A 14535-nucleotide genomic window follows, 5' to 3' on the forward strand; every position below is an offset into this window, starting at 1 on the left:
TGAGCACCCTCTACTCTGGTGAGCATGAGTCGTCTTCTCGTGACCGGTGGCGCCGGTTTCATCGGTTCCAACTTCGTGCACCACGTCGTCGCGCACACCGACCACACGGTGACCGTGCTGGACAAGCTCACCTACGCCGGTAACGAGGCCTCCCTGGCGGGGCTCCCCGAGGACCGCGTGCGTCTGGTCGTGGGCGACATCGCGGATGCCGCCGTGGTCGACCCCCTCGTCGCCGAGGCCGACGCCGTGGTGCACTACGCCGCGGAATCGCACAACGACAACTCCCTGCACGACCCCCGCCCGTTCCTCGACACCAACATCATCGGGACATACACGCTGCTCGAGGCGGCCCGCCGTCACGACGTGCGCTTCCACCACATCTCCACCGACGAGGTCTACGGCGACCTCGAACTCGAGGACCCGGCCCGCTTCACCGAGAGCACGCCCTACAACCCCTCCTCGCCCTACTCCTCGACCAAAGCCGGGTCCGACCTCCTCGTGCGAGCCTGGGTCCGCTCGTTCGGGGTCCGCGCCACGATCAGCAACTGCTCGAACAACTACGGGCCGTACCAGCACGTCGAGAAGTTCATCCCCCGCCAGATCACCAACGTCCTGCGCGGAGTTCGCCCGAAGCTCTACGGCACCGGTGAGAACGTGCGCGATTGGATTCACGCCGACGACCACTCCTCCGCTGTCCTGACGATCCTCGACAAGGGCGAGATCGGCGAGACGTACCTGATCGGCGCCGACGGGGAGAAGGACAACAAGAGCGTCGTCGAACTGATCCTGCAGATCACCGGGAACCCCACGGACGCCTACGACCTCGTCACCGACCGTCCCGGTCACGACCTGCGGTACGCCATCGACTCGACGAAGCTGCGCACCGAACTCGGGTGGACCCCGACCTACGGCGACTTCGAGTCCGGCCTCGCCGCGACGATCGACTGGTACCGCGAGAACGAGGCCTGGTGGGCTCCCACCAAGGACGGCGTCGAGGCGTTCTACGCCAGCAAGGGCCAGTGACGCGGTGTCGATCGACTTCGGAAAGGCGCTCTCGGCCCGGGAGACGACCATCCCCGGCCTGATCCTGCTCGACCTGCCCGTGCACGGCGACTCGCGCGGCTGGTTCAAGGAGAACTGGCAGCGCGAGAAGATGACGGCGTCGGCCGTCGACCTGCCCGACTTCGGGCCCGTCCAGAACAACATCTCGTTCAACGACGCCGTGGGCACCACCCGCGGCATCCACGCGGAACCGTGGGACAAGTACGTCTCCGTCGCCACGGGTCGGATCTTCGGCGCCTGGGTCGACCTGCGCGAGGGCGCCTCCTTCGGAGCGGTCTTCACCGCCGAACTCGACCCCTCGGTCGCGATCTTCGTGCCGCGAGGCGTCGGCAACTCGTACCAGACGCTCGAACCCGACACCGCCTACACGTACCTCGTGAACGACCACTGGTCTCCCGATGCGACGTACACCTTCCTCAACCTCGCTGACGAGACGGTCGCGATCGCGTGGCCCATCCCCCTCGATGAAGTCGAGATCAGCGTCAAGGACCAGAATCATCCGCGTCTGGCCGAGGTGGTGCCCATGCCGCCCAAGAAGACCCTCGTGACGGGCGCCAACGGCCAGCTCGGCCGCGCTCTGCGGGAGCACTTCGGCGATCACCCGTGGATCGAGTACGCCACGCGTGCCGACCTCGACCTCACCTCCCCCGACCTCGGTGCCGCACGCCGCTGGCGCGACTACGGCGCGATCATCAACGCCGCGGCGTACACGAAGGTCGACGCTGCCGAGACACCGGACGGACGCGTCGAGGCCTGGGCGGCCAATGTCACCGCGGTGGCGGCGCTGGCGCGTATCGCGGCGGCGAACGGGATCACTCTGGTCCACGTCTCGAGCGACTACGTCTTCGACGGGACGAAGGACGGCGCGTACGGCACGGACGACGTCGTCAGTCCCCTGGGGGTCTACGGGCAGACGAAGGCCGCGGGCGATGCCATCGTGGCCACCGTGCCGCGCCATTACATCCTGCGCACGAGCTGGGTCATCGGCGACGGCGCGAACTTCGTCCGGACGATGGCGTCACTCGCCGAGCGGGGAATCGACCCGCGCGTGGTGAACGATCAGGTCGGACGCCTGACGTTCACCACCGACATCGCCTCCACGATCCAAGGTCTCCTCGATGCTGCAGCTCCCTTCGGCGTCTACAACGTCACGGGGGTCGGGACTGCGCGCACCTGGTACGACATCGCACGCGAAGTGTTCGCGATCACCGGACACGACCCCGAGCGCGTCTCCGGGGTCGGCACCGACGAGTACTTCGCGGCGTCCCCGACGCCCGTCGCGCCTCGCCCCCGCAACAGCGTGCTGCTCGTCGATGAAGCGGGCCCCGTCGTCACCGGCGATATGGAAGAGAGATTGCGCGCCTACCTTCAGGGATGACGCTCCAGGAATGAAGAGGGGACCGCGGACGCGGTCCCCTCTTCATTTCCGCACTTCGTAGATGCGCATCGTGGTCGGGCCCTCCTGGACGGTGTCCGACAGGGTGACGCACGCCGAGTCGATCGGGGCCTCGCTCAGCACCCAGGTGACGTGCTCCTGGGCGAAGGGTGCACAGGCGTCGAACGTCATCTGCACCTGGTCCGGGTAGGGATTGCGCGGCGCAGGGTCGCCGGTGCCGAGCACCCACGACACCATTCCCAGGCGGTTCCACTCCTCTTCCGCGGCCCCGGTGGGATCGATCTGACCCCACATCTCCTCGGACGGCGCACCCTGGAAGCCGTTGAGCGCGGTGACCCCCGACTCGACGAGCATCATCGTGGGCAGCGAGCTCGAGGTGATGCCCACCCAGGTTCCCGGGTCCTGTTCATCCCGCTGCTGAACCGTCTGCACGGTCGCGGTCTCCCGCAAGTCGAGCACGCCCCGGTAGAGCGGGTTCACGCCCAGTCCCGACGCTATCGACACCAGCAGCAAAGCGATCGCACCGGCGGTGACCCCTCCGCGCGCGAAAGCCACGACCGAGAAGAGGAAGAGCAGGCCCAGAACCACCCCGAGGACCGCGTCCGCGCCGCTGCTGCCCTCCAGATAGGCCGTCAGCCCGCCGGTCCGATGCACGCGCCAGAGGACCATCGCCATGGATGCCGCGGCCACGGCCAGCGCACCGAGAGACACCCACCAGGGCCCTCGACCGGCCCCTCGGCTCCGTCGGCGGTCGAGGGCGGCGCCGACCACGAGCACCAGGACGAAACTGAGGACGCCGAAGCCGATGCGCATGCGCGCGGAGGTGGTGCGATCCAGGAGCAGCAGGTGCGCGATCGCATCCCACCCCGGCACGAACAGGAAGGCGAGCATGACGGCCCCCGCCACGAGGAGCGCGATCGACACGGGGTCTGCACGGCGCTCGGCTCTCCAGCGCTCCACGAGCAGCCAGACCACCACGACGACGAGGAACAGGCCGGGGAGGAAGAACGTCGACGCCTCGGGCATGTTCATCGCGAAGGGCTTGCCCGCGGTGCGGCCGAGGTCGAAGGACAGGAACCCGGCGAACAGCTGTGCGAGTTCGGACCACCCGCCCTCGCCCACCTTCTGCAGGCGTTCGCCCGGGTAGACCGTCGACGTGAACCCCTCGATCGTCGACAACCTCGTCATCAGCCAGACCACCATGACGACGGCCGCCGCCCCGCCCGCGACGAGAAGAGGCACCGGACGACGCAACCGACGGCGGAAGGGAAGCAGATCGTCTCCCGGTGTCAGGACGGCACCGACCGTGAAAGCCGCGGCCACGAGGACCACGGGGACGATGAAAGGCGCGTACACGCCGACCGCCATGGCCGCCGTCGTCCAGGCGGTCACGGCGGCGAGGATCCAGGCGCCGCGTCGTCGCCGCGACCGCAGGCACCACAGCGCCGTCGCCATCACCAGGAAAGCCCACGCGGCGGGATAGAGGGTCGTGGACAGGTACCACCACTGGAAGAACGGCGCGAAGAAGAAGCCGACGGACAGCGCTGCCGCCGTCAGAGGCCGGCGTGGCATCAGCACGACCGAGAGGAGATAACCTGCGGCGATGACGGCGAATCCCGGTAGCCACCACTTCAGGGCCATCGCTTGATCCAGCGGCAGGAAGAAGAAACCCCACAGGTGCGGCCTGAGCAGCGTCGACCAGTCGGTGGTGGGGAGGTCGTTCTGAACGGTCGCATCCATTCCGCCGGGGAACGTCTCATTACGGGCCGGCAGATCTTGCTCCACCTGCGAGATCACCCACGACGTCTGAACGAACCATTCATCACTGCGGATCGGCTCGGGCTCGCCCGCGATCAAGGCGGGGTCCTCGCCCTGGCTGATGAGGTCGTGGACGACCCCCGTCGAGGATCCCGTCAACCCCAGCGCGACGAGGGCCACCAGCACGAATCCGAGGATGCCGAGAGGCACGCCCACGACCGCGGAGTTCGGCAGCCCGTCCGATCGCGGCGTCGTCCATTCGCGATACCGATCGCGGAAGGCGCGCCGCGCGTCAGAAGCGAGGGGGTTCGTCACGGAGCTGGTCTCACTTTCGAAAAGGCCGACTCTCCAGTGTCGTCGATGCGGCGGCATCCCGCGAACGGCACCGGCCCGCTCGACGAGCGGCAACTCAGCGGATCTGCGACATCACTCCCCACCCGATTCCCGCGAGCACCCGATCGCCCTGCCATCCGCCCCCGCCGTCCCCGCGGTAGAGGAACAAGTTGCCGTTCGACGCACGGCCGAGGACGTCCGGCCCGCCGGAGCCGTCGAAGTTACCCGGGCTGAAGACGGCTCCGAAGACGTTCCAACCGGTGCCGATCTGTCGGATCGATCCCCAATTTCCCCGCCCGTCGGTGCCGTACATCCACAGCGTCCCGTCTGTGCGGCGTGCAATGAAGTCGTTGACACCGTCTCCGTCGACGTCGCCGGCCGCGGAGAGCGAGTCGATGACGTTCCAGCCGATGCCGATGGGCTGACCCTGGCCGGTCAGCCATCCGCCCATCCCGTCGCCGCGGTAGAGCTTCAACCCTCCCGAAGCGTCACGGGCGACGACGTCCACACGACGGTCTCCGTCGAAATCGATGCCACCGGTCACGAGGCCGAATCCGCTCCATCCACTGCCGATCGTCGTGGGCTTGTCGAAAGTCCCGTCGCCTCTGCCGCGCAACAGCTGGAAAGTGCCGTCGCTCGTGATGCGTCCGAGGTCCGCACGGCCGTCGCCCGTGAAGTCACCCAGGGGCACGATCTTCGACGTTCCCCACTTGGCGTCGACCTGGATGGGGCCCAGCCAACCGCCGGATCCGTTCCCGGGGTAGACGCTCATCACACCCTTGTTCGACACGGCGACCACGTCGCCCGCGCCGTCGCCGGTGAGGTCACCGGCGCCGCCGGGGAAGGACTTGCGCCACCCCGGCCGGGGTCCCTCACTCGTGATGACGCTCATGACCGACCACCCGCTGCCGACGGGAGTACTCACACGGTTGAAGCTGCCGTTGTTGCTCCCGGCGTAGGCCCACAGCACGCCCGACTTGTCCGCTGCGAGAATGTCGCCGGGACCGTCTCCCGTGAAGTCGCCGGGCATCAGGATCGTCTTCATGACGTCCCATCCGCCGCCGAGATAATCCCGGCCGTCGCGGAACCCGCCCTTGCCGTCACCGCGGTAACTCCATAGTGCGCCGGAGTCGTCGCGCGCGAGGAGGTCGGGCACGCCGTCGCCGGTGATGTCGGACCCGCTGACGAAGGCGGTGTAACCGATCCAGCCGCTTCCGACTTGACGTGCCGCTGCGAAGGTTCCGTAGCCGGTGCCCTTCCAGAACAGCAACCGCCCGTCCTTCGTCGTCGTATAGACGTCCGGGATCCCGTCGCCGTCGGCATCGCCCGCCGCGCTGATGAACGGCGCGTCCGACCAGTTCACGTCGATGCGCTTGGGTGCCAGATCGTTGCCCTGCTCCGCGAGCGGGCGCAACCACACCTTCTTCGCCTTGTCGATGACGATCATGTCGCGACGACCATCGCCGTCGAAATCGCCCATGGCGAGAACCCGATCCGTGCTGGCGACTCCCCCGGCGGTGCGCACGCGAGCCCCCCACGCGCTGTTCTTGAAGGGGTACGACAACACGCTCCCCGACGCATCGACCGCCACCACGGACGGGTCCACCCCGTACTGCGGCAGCTTCGGCGTGTACCGGGTCGAGCCGAACCAGTCGACGAACGTGCGCCAAAAGTTCCGGTTGCCGTATGCCGAGCATCCGTCGCCGGTGCCGTAGAGATTGTTCAGCGCGGCCTGGTTCGGCACGTAGGGGGTGTAGATGTAGAGCCCGGCCGTGGCCTGGTTCTCGATGAAGACGCGCTGGGTTCCGCATCCGCCGTTGGGGTTGTAGAGGATGTTGTTCCACCGACCGGACTGATAGCCCCACCAGGTGGGATTCAGGCGGTAGACCTCGAACTGCCGGGCGCCGTAATAGACCTGGTAGAAGAACCCCTGGGTCGACGCGTCGCAGGGGGCGGTGTCGGGGCAGCCTTGACCGGTCGCCGCGAGGTAGTTCCACTCGGAGGGGGCCGTGGAGGTGATCAGTCCCTGCTCCTTCTGCAGGAGCACCAAGAGCGATTTCTGGCTGATGCCGCAGGACCGCGCCACCTTGTCGATGATCGTCGCGGCGCTCTCGTTCGGCGCCCCCGCGTAGCCGTTGCAGTACTTGTCCGCGGGACGGTTGTCGGTGTTCTGGCGGTAGTCCTTGAGACAGGTGTACCCCGACTGGCAGGTTCGGACCTTGCCGTTCAGGAAGGTCTGGATCTCTCCGGCCGTCATCGCGTCGCCGTCGTAGAAGACGGCATCGTCGATGATGTTGCCCGGGTTCCAGTCAGCGGCGTCCGCGGCTGCCGCCGATGAGGTGGGAGCGACGGTCGCCGGAAGCGCCACGAGGAGGGCCATGGCGCACGCCCATGCCGCCAGGATGGCCGCAAGACGACGAGCCACCGGGCGGGTCACGGGGTCGGCTCGATCGTCGTGATCGACGACTGCGCCTGAAGCGCCCGCGACGTGTAGGACACGTGGAAGGCGAGGTCCTCCGGCGCGTCAGCGCCGACCGCGATCGACATCAATCCGCAGTAGGTGACGTCCTTGCCTTCGTTCGCTTCGACCGACGCCGTGGCGCCGGTGGAATCCACGGTGAGGGTGCACGTCCCACCGGACTCCGAGATGCCCGGCACCATCGCGCTCACTTCGAGGTTGCTGTCGCGCACCTCGGAGGTCACGATCAGGATCTCGCCGTTGTAGACGGTCCCCGGTGTGGCGGAGGCGGAGGGCGACGGCGAGGGCGTTCCCGTGGGGGTGCTCGTCGGCGACGCCGAGGGGCTTGCGGATGCCGCCGTCGCCGTCGGGGAGGGGCTCACCCCTCCGACCGGGGTCGCGCACGCCGACAGCCCGACGAGGCCGGCGACCATGAGCACCGGGAGGGTCGTCCGCAGGCGACGCGAGCGGGACGAGCGGGCAGCGGCTGTGGTGTGGCTCACGCGATCATTATGCGGGGGCTGAACGTGGGTTCCCGCTGCCACGCCGCGCGACGCCGGGTCGTTACCCGCGCCGAAGGGTTCGCCGCACCCGCCGCAGCCGCGACATCACCGGCTGATGCGCGTCGATCTCGCGCCGGACGTCATCGCGGATGTCGGCGCGCAGCCGCTCGACGATCCGCTCGACGGCCCGGTCGATCGACCGGTCGACGTGAGCCGTCAGCTCGGCCTGCGACGCGGCGACGAAGAGAGGGAGCCCGGCGCCCTCACGGCGCACCCACTCCCCCAGCGCGCGGTCACGGACGAGCGCGTCGTCGCGCGCGTGCTCCGCGGCCAGACCGAACATGCTGTTGGCGTCGAGGCCGACGGCATCCGGTCGCTGCGTCCAGAAGGCGAGGGGCTCGCCCGGGAGGAAGCCGATTCCGTGCACGCGCAGGATGCGCAGGTAGAGGTCCCAGTCCTCGACGGCGTCGAGCGTCTCGTCGTACCAGCCCACCTCGGCGTGCACGGCACGGCGGTACAGCACCGCGATGGGCACCATGCGGTTGATGCTCATCATCTCGGTGAGCGAGACCCGCTGCATCCCCGCCCAGAACGGCGCTCGACCGACCTCGACCCAGGCGCCGTCGCGCTGCTCCTCGTAGACGATCTCGGTCGGTACCGCGACGGCGGCGTCGTCGGGGTGCGCGTCGAGCCACGCGACGGTGCGGGAGAGGAATTCGGGATGCCACCGGTCGTCGTCGTCGTGCAGCACGACGTGGTCGGTGTCGAGTGCGCGCACGCCCGTGTTCGCGGCGACGCAGCGACCGCCGTCGCCGTCGGCGATGTGCATGATCTCGGCGTCCGAGAGGCCGGATTCCGCGACCACGCGGTCGACCTCGGCGGCGACGCCGCCGTCGTTCACGACCACGACTCGCCGGTCGGCGAAGGTCTGCGCGGCGATGTCGGCGAGCGCACCGCGGAGGAATCCGGGACGGTGGCGGGTGCGGACGACGATCCCGACGCGAGCAGGCATACGCCGAAGCCTAGGGTCGCCTCGTCCGCGGTCGCGGGAGCCTCGCGGGAGGTCGCTCGATCACAGCTCCGCGTGCAGGGCCCAGACGCGCTCGGCCGCGGCTGCCCAGGCGAACCCCTTCGCGCGGTCACCGGCGAGCACGCGCAGACGCTCCGCCTCGTCGCCCAGGGCGCGGGCGAGGGCCTCACCGAGTGCCCCCGGAGCCGCATAGGCCGCCGCGTCGTCGAGCACTTCGCGGTGCGCGACGGTGTCGACGGCCACGACGGGAACGGTGAGCGCGAGCGCATCGACCGCCCGCCAGGGCCAGTCGGTGCGGGCGCACGGGGCGATGAACGCGGCGGCGTGCGAGAGCACGGCGGCGCGATCCCACCGGTCGAGCGAACCGCGCGCGTGCACGCGCGTCTCCGCCACGCCGGCCGCCGCCGCGATGCCGGCCACGCCGGGCTCCTCCCCTTCCGGCACGTCGAGCACGACCACGTCGCCGTCCCAGCCCGCCGAGACGACCGCTTCGAAGGCGTGGGCGAGGTCGTCCGAGGCCGCGACGCCTCCCGTCGTGGCGACGAACGTCGACGGCAGATCGAGGGCGCGCAGGCGCCCCACGGCATCCGAGGGCACGCGGAGTCCCGCGGCGGGAGCACCGCCGATCACGCGAAGCTTCTTCACGAGCTTCGCCTTGGCCGTCTCGGCCAGCCGGTCGGCCATCGCGTGGGTCGGCACGATCACCGCGTCCGCGTGCTTCGCCACGCGCGAGAGCAGGGCCCGCGCGGCAAGGCTCTCGGTCCTCGGCAGCTCGTCGGGGGTCTCGAACGCCCGCAGGTCCCACAGCGTCACGACGATCTGGTGCGTCTCGTTGACCCGGTCGTGTCGGACGAGCGGGGCCAACGCCGTCGGGGAGTGAATGAGCCCCTTGCCGATTCCCGGGGCCACCCCGAGCTGCCACGACGCCGCGAGTTCGCGACGACGCACCGCCAGCCGCGTCTCGGAGCTCAGCCCTTCGATCGTCTGATCGTCGGCGAGACCGGGGGCGGGAACGATCGCCGCGACGTCGCAGCCCCGCGGGGCCGTCGCGATGAGGGCTTCGGCGAGGGATGCCGAGGCCTCGGCGAGGTCGCGGGAGGTCGGCGCGACGAGCTGGTCGAGGACGACGCGGAGGGTGACGGTCACGGCGCGGGGCTCTCCGTTTCGGTCGGCGGGTGCAGGGCGTCCTTCACCATCTGCTGCACCTGCGCGTAGTCGGGGTCGAACTCGTCGACGCCGCCGGCGGGAGTGAGCTCGAGGGTGTTCACCGTCTGGTCCTTCGCCTTGAGGGCGAGATCGACCAGCGTCGGGGCGATGAGGCTCTGCGGCAGATCGGTCTGGAGGATGTTCGTGGTCGAGGTGGCCACCTGCTGGAAATGCGCGAGCACGTTCTGGGGCGTGAACTGCGCGAGGATCGCCTCCTGCAACTCGCGCTGGCGACGCATGCGGTCGAAGTCGCTCGTGGTGTAGCGCGAGCGGGCGTACCACTGGGCGGTGTCGCCGTCCATGTGCTGCTGACCGGGCTCGATCCATCCGAAGGCCCAGTCCTCCACCGGCTGGCCGTCGTAGGCGGGTCCGCCCTTGGGCAGGCGCTCCTGGACGTTGATGTCGACCCCGCCGAGAGCGTCGATGACGTCGGCGAAGCCCTTCATGTCGATGAGCACGTAGTAGGGGATCTGAATGCCCATGATGCCCTCGGCGGCATCCTTCGTCGCCTCGATCCCGGGCTCGGAGTCGTGCGCCTTTGCCTCGGGGTAGAGGGCGTTGCCGTCCTGGCAGATCTCGACCTCGGTCTTGAGCTGGTTGATGCCGCTGCCCCAGCCGCACGTCGCATTGGCGTATCCGGTGTGTCCGTCCGGGTATTTGTCCTGCATCGGCCCCGGGGCGAAGGGGAAGTGCGGCATGTCGCGCGGGATGCCGGTGATCGTCGTCGCGCCGGTGGCGGCGTTGATGGAGACCACCGAGATGCTGTCGAAACGCATCGAATCACGACCTTCGCCGGAGTCGGCGCCGAGAAGGAGGATGTTGTAGTAGCCGTCGGACGGCGGGACGACGGGCGCCGACTGCGCGAACAGCGTCGAGAACGCGTCACGGGTGCTTCCCGCGACCTGGGCCGCCCAGGCGGCTCCCGAACCGGTGAGCACCAGCATCCCGACGGACACGATCGCGAGGGCGACGCGGGAGATCGGACCGACCTTGACCAGCCGGATCAGGCGCAGGGTGTCGATGGTGAGCACGACCCACAGCACGACGTAGGCGGCGATCACGACCTGCACGAGGGTCAGCGGCAGCGGCCGGAACCACGACAGGAAGTCGGGGAAGAACGAGCCGGTGGCGAGGGTGAAGAGGCCGGTCGGCCACAGGATCGCCCCCAGGCCCGCCAGCACGAGCAGCGTCCACAGCGCGAGGGTGGCCCCGAGCCCGAACCGACCGAGGCGCCGGTTGCCGGCCAGCACCTGCGCCGACCCGGGGATGAGCAGGTTCAGCACGACGAGCCACCAGCCGCGGCGGGTCATGACCTCGACCGACGACGCGTCGGGGTTGCGCAGCGGCCGCGCCTCGATCATCGGCGCGTGTGCGCGCGGGCGGGCGGGCGCTGCGAGGGTCACAGCGAGTCCTTCAGACGCCGGTTCTTCTCGTCGACCTGGGCCTCGAGGTCTCGGGCGTAGGCCTCCACGCGCTCCGCGAGCTCTGCGTCGGCACTGCCGAGGATGCGGGCGGCCAGCAGTCCGGCGTTCTTCGCGCCGTTGATCGACACGGTTGCGACGGGGATGCCGGCCGGCATCTGCACGATGCTGAGCAGCGAGTCCAGTCCGTCGAGGGTCGCCAGCTGCACCGGGACGCCGATCACGGGGAGGGCGGTCACGGATGCCAGCATGCCCGGCAGGTGCGCCGCTCCCCCGGCCCCGGCGATGATGGCGCGGAGCCCCCGGCCGCGCGCCTCGCGTCCGTAGCGCACGAGCTTGTCGGGGGTGCGGTGGGCGGAGACGACCTCGACCTCGTGCGGGATGCCGAACTCCGTCAGCACCGCGGAGGCGGCATCCATCACCCGCCAGTCGGAGTCGGAGCCCATGACGACGCCGACCACGGGCGTCTCGGAAGAATGCAGCGGCCGGGTCACCGCACCAGGCTAGGGGGGCTCGCTGGAAGATCGCGGAACGGCGCGCTCAGGAGCACCGGTCGGTCGCCGATTCAGTCGAAGAAGGCCGCGGCCGCGCGCCCCTCGTACACGACGTCGTCGAGGTCCTCGCCGACGACGTTGACGTGCCCGACCTTGCGGCCCGGACGCGGCGCCTTGCCGTAGGTGTGGATCTTGGCGGACGGGTGAGCGGCCATGGCGGTGGGGAAGCGCTCCTCGAGCGTTCCCTCCGCCGGACCGCCCAGCACGTTGATCATCACGGTCCAGGGGGCGACGGCATCCGTCGATCCGAGGGGCAGGTCGAGGACCGCGCGCACGTGCTGCTCGAATTGGCTCGTGACCGCGCCGTCCTGCGTCCAGTGCCCGCTGTTGTGCGGACGCATGGCGAGTTCGTTGATGAGGATGCGCTCGTCGGTGGTCTCGAAGAGCTCGACGGCGAGCATGCCGGTCACCCCCAGGCCCTCCGCGACCGCGACACCGATCTCGGCGGCCGCGCGCTGCACGCGCTGGTCGGCGCGCGGGGCGGGGGCGACCACCTCGGCGCACACCCCGTCGCGCTGGACGGTCTCGACGACCGGGTAGGCGCGGACGTCGCCGGAGGGGCGGCGGGCGACCTGCTGGGCGAGCTCGCGCGTGAAGTCGACGAGCTCCTCGACGAGCAGCGACCCCCCGTTGCCGTCTTCCGCGAGGGCGGCGAACCAGTCGTCGGCCTCGGTCGCGGCCGACACGACCCGGACGCCCTTGCCGTCGTATCCGCCGCGGGGGGTCTTGACGACCGCGCGACCGCCGTGGGCGTCGAGGAAGTCCTGGAGCGCCGTGGAGTCGGCGACGGCGGCCCAATCGGGCTGCGGCAGGCCGAGCTCGGCCATGCGGGCGCGCATGACGAGCTTGTCCTGCGCGACCCCGAGGGGCGCGGGGCCGGGGTGCACGGCAACACCCGCGTCGACGAGGGCGGCGAGGACGTCCTGCGGGACGTGCTCGTGGTCGAAGGTGATGACGTCGACGTCGCGCGCGAACGCGAGCACGGTCTCGGCGTCGCGGTAATCGCCGACGGCGGTTGCGGCGAGGGCCGCCGACATGCCCTCCTCCTCGGCGAGCACGCGGATCTCTACGCCCAGCTCGACCGCCGGTGCGATCATCATCCGCGCCAGCTGTCCGCCACCGACCACTCCGACTCGCAGCGCCATGCCGCTCCTTCCGTCGGCATCCATTCTGTCGGGACGTCCGCGCGCGCGCGAGCCGGGGCCGCCCCGGGGCGTCGGGAAGCGCCGACGCCCCGCCCCGGCTCCGGGGGCGCAGATGCGGGGCCCGGTGGCTTCGACAGGCTCAGCCACCTCTCCGCGACGTGAGGTCCCTGAGCCCGTCGAAGGGACCGGGACCCGCCGCAACGTCAGAGGCCGACGGAGCCCGAGCCGAAGGTCTGCGAATCGCGGTGGGCGAGGATCTGGTTGACCTCGACCTGATCGACCAGCGTCTCGTGCACGAGCACGGCGTGCGGGATGTTCTTCATGCGCAGCGGGGGCTCGACGCCGTTCGACAGCGACAACGTGCCCGCACCCCAGAGGCGCTGGAAGATGCCGCGGCGCATCTGGATCGCGTAGCCCCGCACGTGGGAGATCTCGCGCTGGGTCGAGCCGAACGGCCCCGAGCGCTCGATGACGCGGCGCGTCGTGATGGTCCACGTGTGGGAGAGCCACACGAGGAACGGGATGACGACCAGCAGCAGGACGACGACCGCGGCGGCGGTCAGCAGCATCCAGTTCTCGTAGGGCGCGGGGAGGTTGTCGTAGAAGTAGGCGGTCGCCCCCGCGACGGCGATGAGCACGAGCGCGGACCAGAACAGCCCGCGGGCATGAGCGTGCAGCCGGGCGATGCGCAGCTCGGGCGCGTTCGTGCCCGGCGCCGGCATGCGTGGGCGCCCGATCGAGCTCGACGGCTGGGTCACCCTCTCATTGTGCGACCCCGCGGCCGACGATCGCGGCGCACACGCGGGCGGCGGTCGCGGCGGACCAGCGCCGCACCGCGTCAGCGCACGTGCACGACGTCGCCCGCGGCCACGACCGTCTCGATCGTGCCGGCCGCGACGACGAGGCGACCGTCGTCGTCGAGTCGCTCGGCGCGCCCCTGCACCGTCGACCCGTCGGGCATCGACACCGTCACCTCGCGCCCGACCGTCGCGCACAGCCCCTCGATGTCGCGGTGCACGCCCGCGACGTCTCCGGATGCGAGGGCGGCGAGGCTGTCGCGCAGGTGGCCGAGGTAGTCGGCCATCAAGCGGTCGTCGTCGCACTCCGCCCCGATCGCCTGGAACGACGTCGCGGTCGTCACGGGAAGATCGGCGCGGGACATGCGCGTGTTGACACCCGCTCCGACCACCACCGTGTCGAACGTGCCCGGCACCGCCTCGGCCAGGATGCCGCAGATCTTGGCGCCGTCCACGAGCACGTCGTTCGGCCACTTCAGCTCGGCGCTGCCGCTGTGGCCGGTCAGCTGCGCGCGGACAGCGCGGGTCATGGCCGCCCCCGCGGCCAGCGGGATCCACCCGCGCGACGACATCGGGATGCCGGACGCGTCCACCACGACGGACACGGCGAGCGCGGTGCCCGCCGGCGCCGTCCACGTGCGGTCGAGGCGCCCCCGGCCCGCGCGCTGGTCGTCGGTGACAAGCAACGAGAGGTGAGGCCAGCCGGCGGGGTCGGCGGTGACGGCGGCCACGACGTCGGCGTTGGTCGAATCGGTGGTCGTCACCACCTGGACGCGGGGGCTGATGTCGGCGGTGCGGGGGTATCCGGACGCGGGGATCGGCATGTCCACACCTTAGGGAAACGGCGGCGCGTCGGCATCCGGTTGCGTGCG

12 protein-coding genes are annotated in these 14535 nt (G+C 70.1%); 2 read left to right on the forward strand and 10 right to left on the reverse strand.

Going from position 1 to position 14535, the window contains the following annotated elements; translation table 11 throughout:
- The first annotated feature begins 24 nt into the window (after positions 1-24).
- A complete protein-coding gene (gene rfbB / locus ACFZA2_RS02845; protein ID WP_391400325.1) occupies positions 25-1023 on the forward strand; it encodes a dTDP-glucose 4,6-dehydratase in 999 nt (332 codons plus the stop codon).
- A gap of 4 nt (positions 1024-1027) precedes the next feature.
- Positions 1028-2440, forward strand: coding sequence for a sugar nucleotide-binding protein (locus tag ACFZA2_RS02850; protein WP_391400328.1), 1413 nt, complete (start codon positions 1028-1030; stop codon positions 2438-2440).
- A 42-nt stretch (positions 2441-2482) separates the two neighbouring features.
- On the opposite strand, the gene ACFZA2_RS02855 is transcribed toward ACFZA2_RS02850, so the two are convergent.
- The 10 genes from ACFZA2_RS02855 to ACFZA2_RS02900 all read right to left on the reverse strand — a co-directional run bounded on the left by ACFZA2_RS02855 (position 2483) and on the right by ACFZA2_RS02900 (position 14487).
- Positions 2483-4531, reverse strand: a complete 2049-nt coding sequence (locus ACFZA2_RS02855; protein ID WP_391400331.1) for a hypothetical protein — start codon at positions 4529-4531, stop codon at positions 2483-2485.
- Between the two features lie 94 nt (positions 4532-4625).
- Positions 4626-6986 carry an FG-GAP repeat domain-containing protein gene (locus ACFZA2_RS02860; RefSeq protein WP_391400334.1) on the reverse strand — a complete coding sequence of 787 codons (2361 nt, stop codon included), beginning with the start codon at positions 6984-6986 and terminating at the stop codon, positions 4626-4628.
- Positions 6983-7510 carry a hypothetical protein gene (locus ACFZA2_RS02865; RefSeq protein WP_391400337.1) on the reverse strand — a complete coding sequence of 176 codons (528 nt, stop codon included), beginning with the start codon at positions 7508-7510 and terminating at the stop codon, positions 6983-6985. Before ACFZA2_RS02865 ends, ACFZA2_RS02860 begins: the two co-directional genes overlap by 4 nt.
- A gap of 61 nt (positions 7511-7571) precedes the next feature.
- On the reverse strand, positions 7572-8522 hold the full coding sequence (locus tag ACFZA2_RS02870) for a glycosyltransferase family 2 protein (protein ID WP_391400340.1): 951 nt from the start codon (positions 8520-8522) through the stop codon (positions 7572-7574).
- A gap of 60 nt (positions 8523-8582) precedes the next feature.
- A complete protein-coding gene (locus ACFZA2_RS02875) occupies positions 8583-9686 on the reverse strand; it encodes a glycosyltransferase (RefSeq protein WP_391400342.1) in 1104 nt (367 codons plus the stop codon).
- Positions 9683-11149, reverse strand: coding sequence for an LCP family protein (locus ACFZA2_RS02880; RefSeq protein WP_391400345.1), 1467 nt, complete (start codon positions 11147-11149; stop codon positions 9683-9685). The genes ACFZA2_RS02875 and ACFZA2_RS02880 overlap by 4 nt, the downstream gene beginning before the upstream one ends.
- Entirely contained in the window at positions 11146-11613 is a 468-nt protein-coding gene (gene purE, locus ACFZA2_RS02885; RefSeq protein WP_391401504.1) for a 5-(carboxyamino)imidazole ribonucleotide mutase, read from the reverse strand. The genes ACFZA2_RS02880 and purE overlap by 4 nt, the downstream gene beginning before the upstream one ends.
- 119 nt (positions 11614-11732) lie before the next feature.
- Entirely contained in the window at positions 11733-12866 is a 1134-nt protein-coding gene (locus ACFZA2_RS02890; RefSeq protein ID WP_391400348.1) for a 5-(carboxyamino)imidazole ribonucleotide synthase, read from the reverse strand.
- A 203-nt stretch (positions 12867-13069) separates the two neighbouring features.
- Positions 13070-13624 carry a PH domain-containing protein gene (locus tag ACFZA2_RS02895; protein ID WP_391400351.1) on the reverse strand — a complete coding sequence of 185 codons (555 nt, stop codon included), beginning with the start codon at positions 13622-13624 and terminating at the stop codon, positions 13070-13072.
- Between the two features lie 80 nt (positions 13625-13704).
- Positions 13705-14487: a biotin--[acetyl-CoA-carboxylase] ligase gene (locus ACFZA2_RS02900; RefSeq protein ID WP_391400354.1), complete on the reverse strand. Its 783-nt coding sequence runs from the start codon at positions 14485-14487 to the stop codon at positions 13705-13707.
- Between the last annotated feature and the right edge of the window lie 48 nt (positions 14488-14535).

The organism is Microbacterium sp. NPDC007973, assembly GCF_042958465.1.
In the GTDB taxonomy this organism is placed as follows: Bacteria; Actinomycetota; Actinomycetes; order Actinomycetales; family Microbacteriaceae; genus Microbacterium; species Microbacterium galbum.

Coding starts and splice junctions, on each gene's coding strand:
- rfbB (WP_391400325.1), top strand. CDS start 25: ATGAGTCGTCTTCTCGTGACCGGTGGCGCCGGTTTCATCGGTTCCAAC.
- ACFZA2_RS02870 (WP_391400340.1), bottom strand. CDS start 8,522: ATGCCTGCTCGCGTCGGGATCGTCGTCCGCACCCGCCACCGTCCCGGA.
- purE (WP_391401504.1), bottom strand. CDS start 11,613: ATGGGCTCCGACTCCGACTGGCGGGTGATGGATGCCGCCTCCGCGGTG.
- ACFZA2_RS02890 (WP_391400348.1), bottom strand. CDS start 12,866: ATGGCGCTGCGAGTCGGAGTGGTCGGTGGCGGACAGCTGGCGCGGATG.
- ACFZA2_RS02900 (WP_391400354.1), bottom strand. CDS start 14,487: ATGCCGATCCCCGCGTCCGGATACCCCCGCACCGCCGACATCAGCCCC.